The 19,535-nt window shown below is 71.3% G+C and carries 18 protein-coding genes; 9 read left to right on the top strand and 9 right to left on the bottom strand.

Annotation, left to right across the window (positions count from 1 at the left end; translation table 11 throughout):
* Window positions 1-88 precede the first annotated feature (88 nt).
* The 4 genes from ABGB10_RS18060 (at window position 89) to folE (ending at window position 4,102) form a co-directional block, all read left to right on the top strand.
* A complete protein-coding gene (locus tag ABGB10_RS18060; protein ID WP_179781303.1) occupies window positions 89-226 on the top strand; it encodes a hypothetical protein in 138 nt (45 codons plus the stop codon).
* A 100-nt stretch (window positions 227-326) separates the two neighbouring features.
* Window positions 327-902, top strand: a complete 576-nt coding sequence (hpt, locus tag ABGB10_RS18065; protein WP_179781302.1) for a hypoxanthine phosphoribosyltransferase — start codon at window positions 327-329, stop codon at window positions 900-902.
* Between the two features lie 529 nt (window positions 903-1,431).
* Window positions 1,432-3,450, top strand: a complete 2,019-nt coding sequence (ftsH, locus tag ABGB10_RS18070) for an ATP-dependent zinc metalloprotease FtsH (protein WP_347662008.1) — start codon at window positions 1,432-1,434, stop codon at window positions 3,448-3,450.
* 34 nt (window positions 3,451-3,484) lie between these two features.
* Entirely contained in the window at window positions 3,485-4,102 is a 618-nt protein-coding gene (folE, locus tag ABGB10_RS18075) for a GTP cyclohydrolase I FolE (protein WP_347662009.1), read from the top strand.
* Window positions 4,103-4,226: 124 nt separating this feature from the next.
* On the opposite strand, the gene ABGB10_RS18080 is transcribed toward folE, so the two are convergent.
* Window positions 4,227-4,928 (bottom strand): hypothetical protein, encoded by a 702-nt coding sequence (locus ABGB10_RS18080; RefSeq protein WP_347662182.1) that lies wholly within the window; start codon window positions 4,926-4,928, stop codon window positions 4,227-4,229.
* A gap of 46 nt (window positions 4,929-4,974) precedes the next feature.
* Complete coding sequence (locus ABGB10_RS18085) at window positions 4,975-7,536, bottom strand: FtsK/SpoIIIE domain-containing protein (RefSeq protein ID WP_347662011.1); 2,562 nt, start codon at window positions 7,534-7,536, stop codon at window positions 4,975-4,977.
* 194 nt (window positions 7,537-7,730) lie between these two features.
* Here ABGB10_RS18085 and ABGB10_RS18090 point away from each other — a divergent pair, with 194 nt between their 5' ends.
* Window positions 7,731-8,288: a hypothetical protein gene (locus ABGB10_RS18090; protein WP_347662012.1), complete on the top strand. Its 558-nt coding sequence runs from the start codon at window positions 7,731-7,733 to the stop codon at window positions 8,286-8,288.
* A 2-nt stretch (window positions 8,289-8,290) separates the two neighbouring features.
* Here ABGB10_RS18090 and ABGB10_RS18095 read toward each other — a convergent pair whose 3' ends face one another.
* From ABGB10_RS18095 to ABGB10_RS18125, 7 genes are all read right to left on the bottom strand, one after another.
* Window positions 8,291-8,890, bottom strand: a complete 600-nt coding sequence (locus tag ABGB10_RS18095) for a hypothetical protein (RefSeq protein WP_347662013.1) — start codon at window positions 8,888-8,890, stop codon at window positions 8,291-8,293.
* Between the two features lie 13 nt (window positions 8,891-8,903).
* Complete coding sequence (locus tag ABGB10_RS18100; protein ID WP_347662014.1) at window positions 8,904-10,076, bottom strand: M23 family metallopeptidase; 1,173 nt, start codon at window positions 10,074-10,076, stop codon at window positions 8,904-8,906.
* Window positions 10,073-10,630: a hypothetical protein gene (locus tag ABGB10_RS18105; protein WP_347662015.1), complete on the bottom strand. Its 558-nt coding sequence runs from the start codon at window positions 10,628-10,630 to the stop codon at window positions 10,073-10,075. The genes ABGB10_RS18100 and ABGB10_RS18105 overlap by 4 nt, the downstream gene beginning before the upstream one ends.
* Complete coding sequence (locus ABGB10_RS18110) at window positions 10,627-12,579, bottom strand: MFS transporter (RefSeq protein WP_347662017.1); 1,953 nt, start codon at window positions 12,577-12,579, stop codon at window positions 10,627-10,629. Before ABGB10_RS18110 ends, ABGB10_RS18105 begins: the two co-directional genes overlap by 4 nt.
* Window position 12,580: 1 nt before the next feature.
* Window positions 12,581-16,021 (bottom strand): ATP-binding protein, encoded by a 3,441-nt coding sequence (locus tag ABGB10_RS18115; RefSeq protein ID WP_347662018.1) that lies wholly within the window; start codon window positions 16,019-16,021, stop codon window positions 12,581-12,583.
* Window positions 16,022-16,091: 70 nt separating this feature from the next.
* Complete coding sequence (locus ABGB10_RS18120; protein WP_007466101.1) at window positions 16,092-16,454, bottom strand: hypothetical protein; 363 nt, start codon at window positions 16,452-16,454, stop codon at window positions 16,092-16,094.
* 13 nt (window positions 16,455-16,467) lie between these two features.
* Window positions 16,468-16,782 carry a hypothetical protein gene (locus ABGB10_RS18125; RefSeq protein WP_088987287.1) on the bottom strand — a complete coding sequence of 105 codons (315 nt, stop codon included), beginning with the start codon at window positions 16,780-16,782 and terminating at the stop codon, window positions 16,468-16,470.
* Window positions 16,783-17,138: 356 nt separating this feature from the next.
* On the opposite strand from ABGB10_RS18125, the gene folP reads away from it, so the two are divergent.
* From folP to ABGB10_RS18145, 4 genes are read left to right on the top strand one after another with little or no spacing between them, the layout of a single operon-like run.
* The gene (folP, locus tag ABGB10_RS18130) at window positions 17,139-18,074 is read left to right on the top strand and encodes a dihydropteroate synthase (RefSeq protein WP_347662019.1); all 936 of its coding nucleotides are present in this window, start codon (window positions 17,139-17,141) and stop codon (window positions 18,072-18,074) included.
* Entirely contained in the window at window positions 18,071-18,439 is a 369-nt protein-coding gene (gene folB / locus ABGB10_RS18135; RefSeq protein ID WP_347662020.1) for a dihydroneopterin aldolase, read from the top strand. Before folP ends, folB begins: the two co-directional genes overlap by 4 nt.
* Window positions 18,436-18,963, top strand: coding sequence for a 2-amino-4-hydroxy-6-hydroxymethyldihydropteridine diphosphokinase (folK, locus tag ABGB10_RS18140; protein WP_347662021.1), 528 nt, complete (start codon window positions 18,436-18,438; stop codon window positions 18,961-18,963). The genes folB and folK overlap by 4 nt, the downstream gene beginning before the upstream one ends.
* A gap of 19 nt (window positions 18,964-18,982) precedes the next feature.
* Window positions 18,983-19,522: a DUF3180 domain-containing protein gene (locus tag ABGB10_RS18145; RefSeq protein ID WP_347662022.1), complete on the top strand. Its 540-nt coding sequence runs from the start codon at window positions 18,983-18,985 to the stop codon at window positions 19,520-19,522.
* Window positions 19,523-19,535: the final 13 nt, after the last annotated feature.

Here is a 19,535-nt window from a genome sequence, read left to right on the forward strand (position 1 = left end):
CGGTCGGCGCGAGTGGTCGCAGACTGGTCTCAGTCCGGTGCGCACCGGCGGCGAAACCGACAGCAATCATGCGAAAGCGAGCGCCGCCATGGAGTTCCTGCTCTTCCTCCTGTTCCTCGTCCTGCTCGTCGCCGCCTCGGCGGCCGGCCTCACCGTCGACAGCCACGACTCGGCCGACTGGAAGCCCACTGACGACGGCCGCCGCTGGCGGTCACGCACCAACTGATGCGATTAGTGCAATTTGCCGAGAAAATCGCTGGCGGGACCGCGCCAAAAGGTGCGGCCCCGCCGACGGAGGCCATCCGACGTACGGCAGGCTAGGAGTCATGGCTGACGGCTCCTGGTACGACGCCGACATCGACCACGTGATCATCTCGGAGGCGCAGATCCGCGAGAAGACGGCGGAGCTGGCCAAGCAGGTCTCCGCCGACTACTCCCACGTGACTGACGGCCTGCTGCTGGTGTGCGTACTCAAGGGTGCGGTGATGTTCATGGCGGACTTCGCCCGGGCGTTGGGCCGCAACGGCCCGCCGGCCGAGCTGGACTTCATGGCCATCTCCTCCTACGGCCAGGGCACCACCTCGTCCGGGGTCGTCCGCATCCTCAAGGACCTGGACCGGGACATCGCCGGTCGGCACGTGGTGGTCGTCGAGGACATCGTCGACTCCGGGCTCACCCTCTCCTGGCTGCTGCGCTACCTGGAGTCGCGCTCGGCGGCGAGCGTCGAGGTGGTCGCGCTGTTCCGCAAGCCGGACGCGGTCAAGGTGCCGGTCCCGGTGAAGTACGTCGGCTTCGACATCCCCACCGAGTTCGTGGTCGGGTACGGCCTGGACTTCGGTGAGCGCTACCGGGAGCTGCCGTACGTCGGCGTGCTCAAGCCCGAGGTCTACGCCCGCTCCTGACGACGGCGGCGAGCCGTCGAGGCGGCTCGGCGGCGGCGTGAGGCCGACTCGCATCGGCATCCATCAAGCCGACGTTCAGCGCGCTCTCAGGTCTTGCGGTTACCGTGGACCACGGTGGCCCGGAGGTTACTCCGCGCCCGACCCCCTCGACCGCGTGACCGGGCGTTCGGGTGGCCGGGCCGGACTCCCCGCCACGCCGGCTCCTACCCGGACCCGCCGTACGTTAGTTGCGGGGCTGGTGGGCCTGCCCACGGTGCCTGCCGTCGATCCCGAAGGCGCGCCGAGTGCGGGGCTCGCAAGCTCGCTCCTCGCGTACGCGCGGCTTTTGATGGTGCACGACTGCGGGGCTCGCAAGCTCACTCCTCGCGTACACGGTGTACCGTCGAATGACCGCGGCGCGGCAGTTTTCGCGCCTCGGGGTCGAGGCCGGCCCGCACGGCGGCTCCGGCCGCCGCACACCGCGGCGACACCATCAGACGGTCAGGACGTCGATCAGGAGGATGCGGGCGCCCCGGCGCTCGACAACAGTATGGAACGTACGCGTTTCTTCCGCCGACCGGTGGTCTGGATCATCCTGGTCATCCTCGGCGCCGTTGTGCTCAGTCAACTGTTCACCGCTGGTCCCAGCTACCACCGCGTGGACACTTCCGTTGCGCTCGACCAGCTGCACACCGCCAAGATCAACAAGGTCGTCTTCCAGGACAAGGAGCAGACGGTCCAGCTGGACCTCGCTCAGAAGACGAAGTTCGGCAAGACCGAGACGAACAAGATCGAGGCTCAGTTCCCGTACCAGGCTGGTGACCAGATCTGGAACGAGGTGCTGGACGCCAAGGCGGCCAACCGGGTGACCGGCCCGGCCGACGTCAAGGTCTCCTCGGACAGCATCTGGGTGAGTCTGCTGGTCAACCTGCTGCCTATCGCGCTGCTCGTTCTTCTGCTGCTGTTCTTCATGTCGCAGATGCAGGGCGGCGGCTCCCGGGTGCTCAACTTCGGCAAGTCCAAGGCGAAGATGATCACCAAGGACACTCCGAAGACGACCTTCGCGGACGTCGCGGGTGCCGAGGAGGCCGTCGAGGAACTGCACGAGATCAAGGACTTCCTGCAGAACCCCGCGAAGTACCAGGCACTGGGCGCCAAGATCCCGAAGGGCGTGCTGCTGTTCGGCCCGCCCGGCACCGGCAAGACCCTGCTGGCCCGCGCGGTCGCCGGCGAGGCCGGAGTGCCCTTCTACTCCATCTCCGGCTCCGACTTCGTGGAGATGTTCGTCGGTGTCGGCGCCAGCCGGGTCCGCGACCTCTTCGAGCAGGCCAAGGCGAACGCCCCGGCGATCGTCTTCGTCGACGAGATCGACGCCGTCGGCCGGCACCGTGGCGCCGGCATGGGCGGCGGTCACGACGAGCGCGAGCAGACGCTCAACCAGCTGCTCGTCGAGATGGACGGCTTCGACACCAAGGGTGGGGTCATCCTGATCGCCGCCACCAACCGGCCGGACATCCTCGACCCGGCGCTGCTGCGCCCGGGCCGGTTCGACCGGCAGATCCCGGTGGACGCCCCCGACATGGAGGGCCGCAAGGCCATCCTGCGGGTGCACGCCAAGGGCAAGCCGTTCACCCCCGACGTCGACCTCGACTCGGTGGCACGGCGTACCCCGGGCTTCAGCGGTGCCGACCTGGCCAACGTGATCAACGAGTCGGCCCTGCTCACCGCCCGCAAGGACCAGCGGGCGATCACCAACGACTCGCTGGAAGAGTCGATCGACCGGGTGATCGCAGGTCCGCAGCGACGGACCCGCGTGATGAGCGACCAGGAAAAGAAGATCACCGCGTACCACGAGGGTGGGCACGCGCTGGTCGCCTGGGCGCTGCCGCACGCCGCGCCGGTGCACAAGGTGACGATCCTGTCGCGTGGCCGCTCGCTGGGCCACACGCTGGTGCTCCCCACCGAGGACAAGTACACCCAGACGCGCGCCGAGATGATCGACACCCTGGCGTACGCGCTGGGCGGTCGGGCCGCCGAGGAACTGGTCTTCCACGAGCCCACCACCGGTGCCGGCAACGACATCGAGAAGGCCACCCAACTGGCCCGCGCGATGATCACCCAGTACGGCATGAGCTCCAAGCTCGGCGCGATCAAGTACGGCACCAGCGGGGACGAGCCGTTCCTCGGCCGCAACATGGGCCACGAGCGGGACTACTCGGACTCGGTGGCCGCCGAGATCGACGGCGAGATGCGGGCACTGGTCGAGCTTGCGCACGACGAGGCCTGGGAGATCCTGGTGGAATACCGGGACGTCCTGGACAACATCGTGCTCGAGCTGATGGAGAAGGAGACCCTCTCCACCGCCGACATGGCGCGGATCTGCTCCCGGGTGGTCAAGCGCCCGCCGCTGGCCCCGTACAACGGCTTCGGCAAGCGCCAGCCCTCCACCGAGCCGCCCGTGCTCACCCCAGCGGAGAAGGACAAGCTCAAGGCGCAGGCCCAGGCTGACGGCGCGCAGGCGTCGGTCGGCGGTGGGGCGCCGTCCAACAACTCGGACGGCACGCACTGAGCAACGACCCGACGGCGACGACGAGCTGGACTACGTGGCCGCGCGGCTGATCAGCGGCAAGCTGACCGGTCGACCGGTCGAGGACGCCGTCGACCTGGGCCGGATCGAGAAGGCCGTCCGCGAGATCCTGATCGCCGTCGGTGAGGACCCGGACCGCGACGGCCTCCAACAGACCCCGGCCCGGGTCGCCCGCGCGTACGCCGAACTCTTCGCCGGGCTGCGGGTCGACCCGGCGCAGGTGCTCAGCACCACCTTCGAGGCCAACCACGAAGAGCTGGTGATCGTCCGGGACATCGACGTGATGAGCCTCTGCGAGCATCACCTGCTGCCGTTCCGGGGCAACGCGCACATCGGTTACATCCCCGGCCCGGACGGACGGATCACCGGGCTGTCCAAGCTGGCTCGACTGGTCGAGGTCTTCGCCCGCCGGCCCCAGGTGCAGGAGCGGCTCACCTCGCAGGTCGCCGACCTGCTGATGAGCCGGCTCGCCCCCCGTGGCGTCGTCGTCGTGCTGGAGTGCGAGCACATGTGCATGGCGATGCGCGGCATCCAGAAGTCCGGTGCCAAGACCATCACGTCAGCGGTGCGCGGCATCCTGCAGACGGACTCGAAGTCGCGGGCCGAGGCGATGGCGCTGATCATCCCCCGCTGACACCCCGACGCACCACGGCCGGCCGACCTCTCCCGGGACGGCCGGCCGTTTCCGTTCCTGCCCCGAGCCCGCCACCGTGCCGGACCGAGCCGCCGGCCCTGGTCCGGCGACACCCCGGGACCGGTCAGCCGGCGAGCAGGGCCAGCAGCAGACCGGCCGTGACCAGCACCGCCGGGACCAGGCACACCAGCGCGCCGAAACGCACCGTACGGTCCAGCCGCTCAGCCCGGCCGACGCGGAACAACCGCCCGATGCCCACCCAACCGGCGACGAACGCGACCGCCGGCATCGGCAGCCCGCAGATCAGCGCCGCCACGGTGGCCGGCCCGATGCCCGTGGCGGCGTACACCGCGACCTGGATCAGCGGCACCAGCAGCGCCAACGGTCCGTACACCAGGAGGTTTCGTGCCCGGGCCGGCCAGGCCCCCGGCCGGAACCGGCGGCGCGTGCCCAGTGCCGCGTCCGCCGCCTCGGCCCGGCCCCGCGCGGCCCGCAGCGCCGCCAGCACCGCGGCCGGGCCACCCGCCATCGACCGGGCCGCCTCGGTCAGCTCCGGCGGCGACGGCACCAGGGAGATCGCCGGTACGCCCAACTCCCGCAGCCGCTCCTGCTGACTCGCCAGCCCGGTCCGGACCACCGTCAGCTCCTCCCGGGCGGCCTCGGCCGACCGGGCCTGCTCACCGGCGGCGGCAGCCGCGCTGCGGCGTACCCCGTCCAGCTGACGCGCCGCGGCCAGGTACTCCGCCCAGACCGTGCCGGGCTCGACCGCCGTCGGCGTGACGTTCCCATTCGCCGAGGTGGACCGCTGTCGTCCCGGCCCGGTCACCGTCGCGTTCGGACCCACCCCGACACCTCCCGCTCGCGCCACCGCATCAGCCGGTCTCGTCAGCGAACGGCACCAGGACCCGGCCCCGCTCGTCGGGACCGTCCCACAGCACCGCCCGATCGGGGCGAACCCGCCACTCCACCGGCCGGCCGAAGACGGCGGTGAGCTGCGGAACCGGAACGTCCAGTACGACCACCGCGGCCAGCTTGTCGACCTCGCCGGCCGGCTCGAACAACGCGGCGAACGGCGGCACCGCACGCCACCAGCCCAGCAGGTGCCTCCCGGTCGGAGGGCCGTCCCGCAGCAACGCCCGTAGCCGATCCACCGGCAACTCGCGGGGGCCCGGCCGGTCCAGACCGAAGACCACCAGGTACGTCGGCAGTTCGTCGGCCTGGTCCGCCAGCAGCGTCGACAGGTCCACCATCTCGGCCGAATGCCGGGTGGCCAACTCGGCGGTCAACGCCTCCGCCAGTGCCCGGGAGCCCGGATCCGGTGCCGCCACCAGGAAACGAGCGGTCCCCGGTGAATGATGGTCGGCGGTGCTCCGAGCCGCCGTCGCCAGCAGCCCGCCCGCCGCGGCACCCGAACCCAACACCGCGAGGTTACGCCCGGCCGCCGGGCCCAACGGTACGGCGACCGTCGAGCGGGCCAGGTCCACCGCACGGCCCAGCAGGGCGGCCGGCCCGTGCGCCTGCCCCGCCAAGGCCGCCCGGTGCCGCGGATCGTTGCCCAGCAGAGGTCGGGCATAACCGGCGAAGACCACCGGCGGCACCGACCCGGCCGGCCGGGCCGCCCACAACTCGTGCCGTAGCTTCTCCACCACCTGCGGGTGGTCCTGCGGGTCGGGATGACGGATCAGCCGTTCGTGACCGCGGATCGCACCCCTGGGGCCGCCGAGCCCTCCGGCGGTGTTGACCACCGCGCTGCCCACCGGCAGACCGGCCGCCGAGTCGTTCGTCGGCTCCAGCACCGGGCTGCCGCCCGGCAACGCCACCCGCACCGGGAACTGCCCGAGCACCGAATCCCGGTGACCGGCGTCCGCGCGGACACTCAGCCCCAGCTCACCCGCGCCGGCCAACACCAGGTGCACGCCGAACGCCCGACCGGCCCGGGCCAGCCCGTCCAACTGGGCCGCCACCTCGGCGGCCAGCCGGTCCCGCTCCGCGAAGAGCAACGGCACATTCTCCAACACACAGACAATTCGGGGCAGCGACTGATGCTGGCGCAGCTCCGCGAACCGTTGCCCGCCAGCCCGCGCCGCCGCCTCCGCCCGCCGCTGCACCTCCGCCGTCAGCTCGTCGAGCAGGTCCCGCACGTACTCCCGGTCGGCGGCCATCGCGGCAGCGCGCACCTGGGGAATCCACGACCGGTCGCGCTCGGTCTGCAGGAACTCCACGAAGGACTCACCCTCGCCGAGATCCGCCAGGTAGAGCGACAGATCGTCCGGGCCGTACCGGGCGGCCAGGCCCAGCAACGCGGTGGTCAGGAAGGCCGCACGACCCCCTGCGGAACGGCCACTCACCAGCCAGTGCGGTGTCAGTTCGGTGAAGCCCAGCGGCACCGACCGGCCCCCGGCATCACCGACCGTGGTCGTCAGACCGTCCACGGAGTCCGACTCCCACAACCGCTCACCCGTCGGCGGCAGCAGAGCCGCCAACGCCAGCCGTGAACCCGCCTCCACCTGCTCGGCCAGCCGCCGACAGACCGCGTCCACCAACTCGGCCGGCGGATCCGACTCCACGAAGACCGGCGAGTTCAACCCACCCGGCGGATCCGCGCCCGGCCCGGCGAAGGACGCCCCCGGCGGGTCACCGAGCAGCGCGTACGCGTTGCGTAACGCCAGGGCGGTGGTGTGCGGCAGCGGCGCCCGGACCGCGTACGGGCCGGCGGGGGGCCACCCGGCCACCACCAGGTGCAGCCCTGCCGTCGGCCCCTGCTCGGCCAGCGCCTCAAGCCGCGCCAGGTCGCTCGGGCCAGTCGACTCCGGCAGCGCCGCGACCACCAACAGCAGCGTACGGTCGTGCCGGCGCCGCCCACTCGCACCCGGCGTGACCCACTGCTCCGCCTCGGTCAACACCGCCCGCAGACCGGTCACGTCCACCGCCGGCGGCGGCAGCAGGCCGGCGTCGGCGAGCGCTCCGAACGACGTCAGCACGTCAGCCGTGGCATCCACCGCGCGAATCAACAAGGCACCCGCCGGTGTCGCACCCAACAACCGCAGGAGTACGGCCCGGAGCAACCCCGCCACCCGCGGCTCCCGGGCATCCGCGTCCACGCTCAGATGACCGGTGCCCACCAACGGCACCAACGCCGGGAAGCGGGCGTCGTCCAACGGCGCCGCCGTGCCGACCCGCACGAACGGGGGCGGACCGTCACCCGCCGGAGTGTCCACGGTGAGCGAGTCCAGTGCCGCACCCGACCAGCCCGGAGCCAGTCGTGCCGCAACCTCCCGCAGGCGGTCGGCCACCTCGTACTGACGGCGCTGATCGGCCGGGGCCGGTCGCGTCTCGTCCAGGATCCCGGCGGCAGCGGTCGCGACTGCCGCCGCCCGACGGTGCAGAGCTGCGGCGCGGTTCGTGCGTGCCTTCGGACCGGCCACCGCATCCACCCCCTCTGCCCGAGGTTGGCAACCCCTCCCGAGCAGAGACGGTATCCCAGCCGGCTCCGCTCCTCCGGGAGGTGCCTCGGCGGTGCGCCAGGGATGTCGTGGAACTCACCGGTGGGGAGGGGTCCGTCACGATCCGCTGGATCTGAGGCATTGGCTCCGGGGCGTCCAGCCGATAACTTCAGGAGGTGGAATCAGTGCAGCCCCCCGCCGGTTCCCAGGTCTCCCGTGTACCGGCCCAACGGGCACCGTCCGAGCAGCTGCCGCCGGCTGCGGCACCACCGGCGCCGCAGCCGCCCCGCCGCCGAATGCGGACCGTGCTCACGGTCGTCGCCGGGGTTCTCGCCCTGCTCTGCCTCGGCGGGGCCATCGCGGGCTACGTGCTGTACAGCCGCGCGGCGGCCCCGGATCGCAGCGCACCCGACGTGGCGGTGGACAACTACCTACGCGCATTCCTCGTGGACCGCAACGACGCAAGAGCGGACCTCTACACCTGCGAGGGTGAATCGCAGTTGGAGGCTATCCGCACCCTGCGGAGTGATCTCGTTGCCCGTGAGCAGCGGTTCGACGTGGCAATATCGCTCAGCTGGGGGAGCCTCAAATTCCAGAAGCAGGGAGATGCCGCCGCTGTCGAGGTCACGTTGATCATCTCGGCTCGTGTGGACGGATTTAATCAGAGCGATCGTCAAACCTGGCACTTTGAAACTCGGAATGCTGATGGTTGGCGAGTATGCAGCGGCACAAGGGCCAGTTGACGTCACTCGATCCACAGCAGATGGACTGGTACCTCCAAGGTGGTGGGTGACTGGCCGCGCCAGGCCCAGCGGTACCACTCCACCTCCGGGGTGATCCGGACGCAGATGTCTCCCTCGGCACCCGAGTAGGTCTCGGTAACTGCGCGCAGGTCGCGATGCTCAAGGCCGCCCTCGACGTGCACCACGCGCCGACCGGTGACCGCGTCGGCCTCGAAGACGGGTGTGGGTGCCCGGTGCGCTGGTCCGTCCAGCGAGACCAACCGGATGCCGGTCTCCCGATCTCCCTCCGCCGCCGGTCGGCTGGCTACCGTCTCCACCCAGACCCGCTCCACCGGCACCAGCGGAGCGAACACCTCCACCTGGTCGGCCTCGGCCCGGTACCACTCGTGCTCGGGAATCACCGGCACGTAGGTCCGGGCGTTCTGCACCACCCGGTCGTCCGCGCGCAGGTCGCCCCGCCAGCCCAACCCCGGCAGCCCTACCAGCACCCGTCGTCCACGTAGCTCCACCCGCTCGGTGGCGGGGACGACGGCCAACGGGCGGGGCGGCCGGGGCGCCCAGTCCGGCTGGTCGGCGAACGGATCCGGCAACGGTCCAGTCATGCCCGTGGTGGCCTCACTCGGCGGCGCGCAGCGGGGCACCCCGCTCGCGCATGAACGGGACCGGGTCGATGGCGCCGGAGCTCTTCCGGTTGTTGCGCTCGTGTACCTCGAAGTGCAGGTGCGGGCCGGAGGAATTGCCGCTGCTACCGACCTGCCCGATCACGTCACCTGCCGAAACGACCTGATGCACCTTGACGCGCGGCTGGACCACCATGTGGCAGTAGCGGGTGATGTAGCCACCAGCGTGCAGGAGGTCGACGTACCAGCCGCAGCCGCCCTTGTCCGGGTACCCGTCCACGTCGCAGTCCCGCCGATTCCTGTTGTCCGGGTCGCATTGGGCGACCAGCACCCGACCGGACGCCGCGGCGCGGATCTCGGTGCCCTTCGCCGCGCCGATGTCCACCCCGTGGTGGCTGGGTCGGCTGGCGGTGCGGAAGCCGGAGCCGACGTCACCGGGGATCGGTGCGGTCCAACCGGAGGCAGCAATCTCGCCGCGCTCGGCCGCGTCGCACACCGTCTTGCCATTGATCTCGACGGTGCGGGCCGCGCCGCCGGCCAGCGCGTTCACGATCTTGCTGGCCAACTCCTCGTGCTTTGCGTACGCGTCCGGATAGGCGCTGACCTGGACCTGCTGTGCCACCACCGTCAGCGGTCGGCGCTGCCAACTGCGGACCTTGACGAGCTTTTCGTAGAACTTCCGAGCTGCGTACGAGGGGGTCATTCGCTCCGCGACCGAGCCCCACCCCGGCCGTTGCTGGAACAGCCCCAGCGAGTCGTGGTCGGCCCCGACGCCCTCGTTCGGCAGGGTCAGGGACTCGGGTTCGACTCTGTTGGCCAGATTGCGCAGGGCTGACTCCTGCATGGCGGTCGCCAGGGCTATCACCCAACCCCGCGACGGCACCCCCAGGTCCTGACCGACCTTGATGATGATCGCGGCGTTGCGAACCTGCGCGTCGCCGTACTCGGCGAACCGTGGCAACTCGCCCACGATGTCCACCGGGCGGACCGGTCCGCAACCCCAGCCGGCCAGGATGTCCCCGTCCTCCGCGTCGCCGCCGAGCCCACTCAGGAAGAACGCCGCGGTCCCGCCGGTACAGCAGAGCAGAAGCAGCACGCCGGTGAGCATCGTGGCGATCACACCGATCCGCACCGGCCGGCGGAAGGGGGCACCCCTGCCGGCGCTCATGGCCGCTCCCAATCCACCACGTCGACCATCCACCCCTTGTCGGACGTGACCAGTTCCAGCCTCAGCCGGCCGTTATCCAAAGGGAGTAGCAACTCGACGAACGTCTCGGTACGCTCTCGCATCGTTGGCGGGCCGGTGACCTTCTCAGCGGGCACGGTCTCGGGTTCGGCACCTGCCAACTTCTCGCTCAGCGCCGGCGTGGAGAGCGGCCGTAGGCCGGTCTGCCACTCATCTGCGGTCATCCCGGGGCGGCCCAGCCATGCCTTGGCGAAACGGTCTGCGGTCTGTTCGGGTGTCCGGGCACCGGGCGACGTCACCGGTGACGGCGGAGCCTCGCTGGAGAGCACGCCGTCGTCACCGGCCGTCGGGTCGACGGTGGTGATCGGTCGGTTCGGACGGCTGCTCAATCCGTCCGCCGGATTGAGGGGACCAGAGGCCAACCGCGCTGCGCCGAGCACACCGAGGACGAGTACCGCGATGACCAGCGCCACGCCCAGCCGGGACCGCAGCGCCCGGGTGAAGAGAAACTCCAGCGCCCGTCGCATCACCGTCACCGCGCCTCTGAGCGCACCCGCGGTCCGGTACGGTCCGGCGTGCGCTCCGTCGAACCCGGTCGGTAGACCACGAACGACGGGTTCTCGGCCGGCACGTCCGGCTCGGTCCACGTTGCCGGCTGCCGGCGACGTGGCTGGGGGGCGACGGGGCGGCCCCGGCCTCTGGTCTCGGCTGCCGGTGCCTCATCACCGCGTTCGCGGCCGTCGGGGCGTCCGGTGTCACGCTGGCCCTCGCCGGCCGCCGAGGGTGTGGGGACCGGGTCCTCCCGGCGGGCCTCCGGGCGGAGTCGGGTCTGCTCCGCGTCGGGTGACCGCCGACGCCCGCCCACCGGTTCGGCCGTGCCGCCCGGCTCTGCCACGTCCAGTCGCGCGGCGGTCCGCATGTCGCGGAAGAACCGGCGGTGCCAGGAGCCGGCCGAGCTGACCGCCTCGCTGCTGTCCTTGCCGCCGAGTTGGGTGATCCGCCGGTACGGCCGCAGCAACAACCAGCCGACCACCCCGCAGAGCCAGACCAGCACCACCTGAAGCCAACCGGGGAGGGTGGGAGTGCTCATGATCAGGTCGACGGCGAACAGATATATGGCGGCTCCGGTGCCGAAGATGGCGATGTTGAAGACCGCAGCGACCACGGCGTTCGCCAGCCGCCGTAGCCCGGCGCTCGCCGGCCGAAGCAGACCAACCGTACCCAGGATCGGTGCCGCGATCACCGCCCACCGGAAGATGAGGAAGCCCAGCAGCACCAGCAGCGACGCCGTCAGGTCGAACATCGCGAAGAGCAGCGCGGCCAGCACCGCGATGAAGCCCGCGCCGACCCGGTCCATGTCCCGCACACCCTGGAGGTACTCGTACGCCTCCGGGTCCTCGGTCTGGATCTGCTGGGCCACCCGTGCCCACTGCTGCTGCTTGGCCTTGATCGTCGCCTCCCGGGTAGCCGGGTTGGCGCGTAGCTTCTCGGCCTCGTCCCAGGAGAGCGCCTTGGCGTCGTACAAGGCTGGGCCGTACTTACGAGCGGTCTCGCTGTCGGCGGAGCCGAGCACTCCACGCAACCAGTTCCGGTAGAGCATCGCCTCGGTGGCGGTGTCACTCGCCCTTACAGCGGGTGGTCGCTTGTCCACACAAGCGTCTGGGTTGGGGACGGCGCAACGATCCGGTGGGGTGTCCCGGGCTGCGGGACCCACGGCGTCGTGTACCACACCCAACGTGGTGACCAGGGTGCCGTCCGCGATGTTCGCCGACTTCACCGGCCAGGCGGCAAGTGCCGTGACCGCGACCATCACCAGCAGTGCCCAGCCTGCGGTCGTCATCGCGTTGCTCATGTCTGACTGACGGGACCGCCAGAGCAGATAGAGCCCCACCACGCAGAGGGTGATGATGCCGAAGACGCTGAACACCTTTTCGTACACGGCCTTGGTGGCCTGCTCGACCAACGGGTCCGCCCAGCCCCACATCGAACCTGGGTCCCAGGCCCGCTCCCGCAGTGCGTTAGAGGCCCCCACGATCGCCGTCGCGATCATGAACTCCCCGTTCGCGACAGTGGTGGTGAACTTGTAGTCCGGATGGAGGACGGACGACGCGCAGCCGCCCGGGATGTCGTAGGTCGGGTAGCTGTAGCCGGCGTAGCCGTAGTCGCTGTAGAGCCCCTTCGGCCCGATCTCTTTGGCGGAGTCCGGCCGGCCGGCGAACCAGCCGGCGAGGCCCGAATCCGGGGTGCCCGGGGTCGGCGCGTTGCGGCACTTGACCTCGTCCTCGCTGACTGTCTGGAGCTTCTGCACGCAGGCTCGGAAGTCGGCCTGCCATTCGGCGGTGGTGCAGAGGTCGGCGCGGGCCTGGGCCACGGGCGGTGCGGCGGCTGCGGCCTCGGCTCCGATCAGCGGCCAGCTGAGGGAGGCCCCGGCCAGTACGCCGAGGGCGAGCAGGAACGACACGATCCTCGCTCGGGCCCTCGCCATGTCACGCCTCCAGATCCGGCAGGGGGATGCTCGGCAGGACTCCGGCCGCCGCGGCGATCGCGGCAGGCGTCGTGTCGAGGTGGTCCAGCAGCCCTTCGACGTACGAGACGTCGACGCGGACCTTCTGCACCCGGCCGTCGACGTCGCGCATCACGAACTCACGGAAGCCGAGGCGGGAGGCCGAGTTGGTGTCGGCGGCGGACAGCGAGGCGAGGGTTGCCTCGTATCCGTCGTTGACCGGCACCCGCAGCAGCCGCAGTGCCTCGGAGGCGATCTCGGCGTCCTCGGCGATGCGGCCGACGAAGACGGTGGAGACGAGGTTCTGCACGTCGAGGCCGAGGATGTCGCGGGGGTTCTGCGAGGCGACGAGTGCGGCGAGGTTCCACTTACGGGAGTCGCGGGCGAGTCGGACCAGGAACGACCGGCCGGACCGCCAGCCCTCCATGAAGTGTGCCTCGTCCAGGCCGACCAGCTTGCGGGACGACATCGAGCCGCCGTAGCAGCGCCGGACGGCGAGCCGGTGCGCGGTGTGCAGCATGGGCAGGGCCAGTGCCTCCTCGGCCGACCAGTACTCCCGTTCGATCTTGAGGTCGGGCAACCGCAGCCCGGCCATGGTGATCACGGTGAGTGCGGCGTCGGCGCCGAGCAGCCCTTCCGGCGGACGGCCGAAGAAGAGCATGGCCAGGGGCATCTCGGCGGTGTCAAGCAGGAGGTTGGCCAGCTCCTTGCCGGCGTCGTCGTCGAGGCGCCCGAGGCAGCTCACGACGTCGTCCAGGGTGGACGTCTCCTCGGCGGGGACCTGGCGGACCGCGTGCCGGAACAGGGTGGCGGTGGACGCCTCCCTGGCCACCTGCGGCGGGACGAGCATCATGCAGATGTCCTGGACCAGCATCCGCCGCTCGGCCCGCGCGTTGGAGACCGCGATCTCGAACTCGCGGTCACCGGCGGCCCCGGTGCCGAACTCGGTGCGCAGTGGCGTCGGGATGAGCGAGTAGGGCGCCAGGGTGCCGTGCTCCGAGCCGGTCAGGTTCAACACCCGGGAGTACGGCCGCAGCTCGGGCATCGCGCAGAGGCGGGCCAGCGGCCCGGACGGGTCGAGCAGGGTCACCTGGACACCCCTGCGGGCGGCCAGGTAGCCCAGTGCACCGAGCAGCGTCGACTTGCCACCACCCGGTTCGGCGACGAAGACCGCGAGCCCGGAGCGTTCCCGGACCTCCATGGGGAAGTGCAGGTCGAGGAAGACCGGACGGCGGCAGGTGCCGGCGGTCCGGCCGATCAGGTCGCCCCGCCGGTCGCCCACGTTCGACGCGGCCTGGGGGAGCGCGGCGGCGAGCAACGGCACCGGCATGCGGCGGACGTACCCGGTGTTGGCGATCGGCTCACCGGGGATGAACTCGCGGGCCAACCAGTCCTGGTTCTTCGGGTGCTGCAGCGAGATGCGCAGCTCTCGGGAGTAGAGCTGGATGAGCCGGCGGGCCCGCTCCAGGCATTCCTCCCTGGTCCGGCCGCCGACCGCGATCCGGTGCCAGCCGTGTGCGCGGGCCGAGTCGACCGGCAGGCCGGTGGTCATCTCGTCGCCGATCACCAGCGCGCGCTTCGCGAGTCGCTCCAGCTCCGGCGGTGCGTCGATGCCGTGCTCGGCGTAGTCGAGCTGTTGCGAGCGGATCATCCGCAGCCGGTGTTCGAGGTTACGGAAGGAGTCGCCCGAGCCGAGGATGTCGACGCGGGTGGAGATCTCCATCGGCCAGGGCAGCCGCTCGTGGAAGTGCAGCCAGGGCTCGTGACGTTCCGGGATCTCCAGCGGCTCCATCCGGCCGACCGCGAGCACGGCCACGTGCCGTTCCTCGCCGGTCATCCGGTTGACCAGCTTGACGGTCGAACCGTACGGGGTGCGGTAGCGCTCCACCTGCTCGGTCAGGGCGAGCAGGTCACCGCGTTCCCAGCGCCCGTCGGTCACCGGCGAGAGCGTGCCGGGGGGTGCCATGCACAGCGCCACCGAGCGGTAGAGCAGCCATTCCAACTCCTGCGCGGTGACCCGTCGGCCCCGCATGCCGAACGCACCGAGCACCTCGTCGAACTGTTCGACGGTGCGGCCCAGCTTGCGGCGTTCGCCCTCGGCGGTGCCCCGACCGAAGGTGCGCAGCATCCGTTCGGTGAGTGAGTCGCCGAGGGACCGGCGGGCGAAGGTGACGCCCAGGTAGGTCTGGCCCTCGGCGTGGTTGACCGCCATCAGGTGTCGTTGGGCGGCCACCAGGTGATCGGCCCAGCCGGTGGTGCCGGGAACGTCGGCGAGCGGTGCGGCGGTGTGGGCGTCGATGGTGCGCGCCCACTCGTCGGCGGGGAACGGCCGGGTGGTGCGGCGCAGGTGCAGCCGGAAGCCCGCCAGACCGGCGTACTGCTCGGAGATCGCCGACAGGAGTGCTTCGCGTTCGGCGTCCGGCCGGAACGCCCAGCGGACCTCGGGCAGCCAATACCAGGCGGTGACCGTGTTGGGGGTGAAGGTGAGGTGACCGGCGATCTCGGTGATGGCCAGCTCGACCGACGGGTCCCGATCGCCGAACTTGATCTTCGGAGCGCGGATCCGGGTCGGCTTCGTCGGTCGGTCCTGGCGGCTGGCGGCACGTCCCCGGGGCGGGGCGACCTCCTTGCCGACCGCCTTGGGTCGATCCGTGCCGGTGGCGCGCCGTTGCGGTCGCTCCAGGGCTGGCCGGTCCGTCGGAGCGGTGCTGGCCGGACGGTCGGCGGTGCCGGCTGACCGTTCCACCGGTGCCCTTGGCGGGGCCGCGGGGGCTGGCGGTCGTTCCACCGCTGATCGACTCGGCGTCGCCGTCGGTCGTGCCGGGAGTGCGGTGTCGGGTGGCCGGGCTGCCGGACCGGCGGCCCTCGACACGGATGCGCCCTCGGCGACCGGGTCGGGCTCGTCGGTCGGCCGGAGCATCGGCAGTCGATCGCCGGCCTGGTGCGGCACCCGCGACTCGTTGCCCGGGTAGCCGCCGACGTGCCGTGGCTCGACACGCCGGCCCTCGCTGTCGGGCCGGTCGTCGGGGGTCCACGGTGGTTCCAGCTCGGGAATCGGTCGAGTTGGCGTCGGGTCGGCGGCGGGTGGCTGCTGCTGCGGGATCGCCGGCTGTTCCCGGGTGCTCGGGCCGGCCGAAACGGCTCGTGCGCCGGGCCGGGCCCCGCCGAAGAGGTCCAGGAAGGGCGAGTCGATGTCGGCGTTCTCGCCGGCTGAGACCGCGCTCGGCTCGGCGGGTGGCGGCCGACGAGGGACCGGGCGGGGTGCCTGGAACACGCCGACCGCGCCGTGGCCGGGTGACGTCACCAGCGCGGGATCGAGCGCGACCTCGTCCTCGCCCTCGGTGTAGTCGAATGAGTGCGCACGGTGACCTGCCGGCACGGTCGGGCGGCCGGCCGGGGAACCCGGCGTGGACGAGCGACTCATGCGACCGCCTCAGCGACTGTCGGCAGTCCCCTGCCCGCGTCCTGCGACGGACCGATCGGCGTACACCCGGTCATGCCAGCTCCTCCCGGATCCTGATCCGGCTGCCGACCAGACGCGGATCGCGCTGCTCGATCGCCGGCTCCCGGGTGCGTCGCCAGTCGGTCAGCGCGGTGCGGATGACCACCCGCGCCGGCCGATCGGGGTCGACGTGCCGGAAGATGAACGACGTGGTCACGATGGCGAGCGCGATCTCCCAGGCTGGGAAGAGCTCGACCGTCAACGTGAACAGCCAGTGGATGAACATGTAGAGGGGGACTAGCAGCATGAAGAGCCCGTACTGGGCGTAGGGCAGGTGGACCGGAAGGGTGTAGCCGGGCGGCCCGAGGTAGACCAGGCGGGCCCGGTAGATGTCGTCGTCGGTGCGCAGCCGCATCTGGTGAACGCGCCTATTCGAAGATCAGGTCGATCAGGTAATCGCCGACGAAGAAGAGCGTTGCCGCGCCAGCGATGAAGGCGAGGCCGACGATGGCGATCGCGGAGCTGGTCAGCACCTTGGAGATCTCGCCCCGGCTGGCACGACCGATGAAGATGACGCCGAGGACGGCGAGCAGGATCGGCGCGATCTTGCTGGCGAAGAAGGTGACGACACTGTTGGTGTCGATCCCCTTCGGTGCCGGCTCGGCGAGCGGAGCCGACGCCAGGGTGGAGAGCGCGTGGGCGACGCCGGACGACGCCGTCTCCATGAGCTCGTAGGCGATCACTGGAACCTCCCCATAGCGCGGCCGGCGGTGCCGCTGCGGTGCAATAGGCGAGCCTGGCGGGAAAAGTGCTCCACAGGGCGCAGCGTTCTTGACCCTGGGTTCGTTATTCACCACAGAGCGTGGCGAGGTTTGGGCGGTTTTCCCCCGCTTCGGCCCTCCCTCCAAGCTTCGCCATCTCGATGCTGGCCAATTCCAAAGCGTACGGGCCGCCCCGGATTGCGACAAGCCGCGAAGCGCCTGCCCGATGCTGCCCGAATGACCGATCGTACACCTGTTCTAACGAGCACGTCAGGGGTGGTGGTGCGAGGCCGACCCGGGTCGGCGGGCACCGCTGCCGCGACCGGTACCGTCTAGTCGTGACCGATCTGGTGCGGGCTCCGGGCCCGGTGGTGATGGGCGTCCTCAACGTCACGCCGGACTCCTTCTCCGACGGCGGACGGTACGCCGACCTCGACGCTGCCGTCGGACATGGCGTCCGTCTGCGCGACGCCGGTGCGCACCTGGTGGACATCGGCGGCGAGTCGACCCGTCCGGGTGCCGAGCGGATCGACGCCGCGACCGAGGTCGAGCGGGTGCTGCCGGTCATCCGCGAGCTGACCGCCGCCGGCGTCCTCGTCAGCATCGACACCAGCCGAGCCCGGGTGGCGGAGGCCGCCCTGGCCGCCGGGGCGACGGTGGTCAACGATGTCTCCGGCGGGCTCGCCGACCCGGACATGGCCCGCGTGGTCCGTGACGCCGACTGTCCCTGGGTGTTGATGCACTGGCGGGGCCACTCCCGTCAGATGCGTGAATTGGCCACCTACACCGACGTGGTGGCCGACGTGCGAGCCGAGTTGGCCCAACGCGTCGACGCGGCGCTGGCCGCCGGGGTGGCCGCCGAACGCCTCGTCGTCGACCCCGGCCTCGGCTTCGCCAAGACGGCCGCGCACAACTGGGAACTCAGCGCCCGACTGCCGGAACTGCTGGACCTCGGCTACCCGCTGCTCTTCGGCGCCAGCCGCAAGTCGTACCTCGGCGGACTGCTCGCCGCCCCGGACGGCACACCACGGCCGACCGCCCAGCGGGAGGCGGCCACCGTGGCCACCAGCGTCCTGGCGGTCGCCGCCGGCGCCTGGGGTGTACGCGTGCACGACGTGCGGGCCACCACCGACGCGCTCGCCGTGTGGGCCGCGACCGGCAGCCCACGCCTGACCCCCGCGCGTCACGGCCGGGACAGAGCGGGCCAGGACAACGCGGGCCAGGAGCGAGCGGTCCGAGCGCAGGAGATCCAGGAGCAGGAGGTGCGGCGATGACCACGGATCGGATCCAGCTGACCGGCCTGCGGGCCCGTGGCCGGCACGGGGTGTACGACTTCGAGCGGGCGCAGGGGCAGGACTTCGTGGTCGACGCCGTCCTCGAGCTGGACCTGGCACCGGCCGCCGCCAGCGACGACGTCACCGACACCGTCCACTACGGTGAGTTGGCCGAACGCCTGGTCGCGGTGGTGACCGGTGAGCCGGTCAACCTGATCGAGACGCTCGCGGGGCGGCTCCTCACCGTCTGCCTGGCCGACGAGCGGGTCGCCGTCGCCACGATCACCGTGCACAAACCGGAGGCCCCGGTGCCGCACACCTTCACCGACGTGGCCGTCACCATGACCCGGACGCGTGCCCGATGACCAGGGCCGTGTTGTCGCTGGGCAGCAACCTGGGCGACCGTCTGGAGCACCTGCGCACGGCTGTCGCCACGCTCGGCGACGCCGTGCTCGTGCTCTCCGGGGTGTACGAGACTCCACCGTGGGGCGACGCCGACCAGCCCGCGTACCTCAATGCGGTCGTGCTGGTCCAGGACGGGACCGCGACCCCACGCGACTGGCTGGAGCGGGCCCGCGACGCGGAGCGCGCGGCCGGGCGCGTGCGTGACCCGCAGCGGCGGTTCGGGCCGCGCACCCTCGACGTGGACGTGGTCGCCGTCTGGGATGACGACGACGAGCCGGTGCTCAGCGACGACCCGGAGCTGACCCTGCCGCATCCGCGAGCGCACCTGCGCGCCTTCGTGTTGCGACCGTGGATCGACATCCAGCCGTACGGTCGGCTGCCCGGCCACGGCTGGCTGACCGACCTGCTAACCAGCGGCCCGGCGGCGGACGAGGCGCTGGAACTGCGTCCCCGGCCGGAGTTGGCGTTAGAGTCGACGGCATGACCGAGCGGAGGCGGCCGGCATGACGCAGGCGAAATCCCCACCACCGGGCGGATCGGGCCCGGATCGGTCCCGGATGGGTCCCACCCGGATCTCGACTCTCGTCGTGGCCGCCCTGGGCGCGGCGGCGGTGGCCTGGCTGCTGATCAGCACCCTCTACTACAGCGGCATCCCGCGGCTGCCCTGGCTGCCGGTGGTGACGCTGGCCGGGCTGGCCGTGCTCGAGGCGTACGCCGCGATCAACACCCGGGGCCGGATCGAGCGCAAGCCCGGCCGGGACCCGGTGAACCCGCTGCTGGTCGCCCGCTTCGTGGTGCTGGCCAAGGCGTCGGCGCTGGCTGCGGCCATCTTCGCCGGTTTCTACGCGGGGCTCACCGGCTGGCTCTTCGTGGAGACCACCCGCGCCGCCCTGGACGATCGTCCGGCTGCGGGCGGCGGCCTGCTCGCCTCGCTGGCCCTGGTCGGTGCCGCGCTGTGGCTGGAGCGTTCCTGCCGGGTGCCGGAGCGCCCGGACGACGACCGCGAGCAGGACCCACGGGACAGCCGCCCCGGCCAGCGCTGAGCAGGGGGTTACG

This window comes from Micromonospora sp. B9E7 (assembly GCF_039871815.1).
In the GTDB taxonomy this organism is placed as follows: domain Bacteria; phylum Actinomycetota; class Actinomycetes; order Mycobacteriales; family Micromonosporaceae; genus Micromonospora.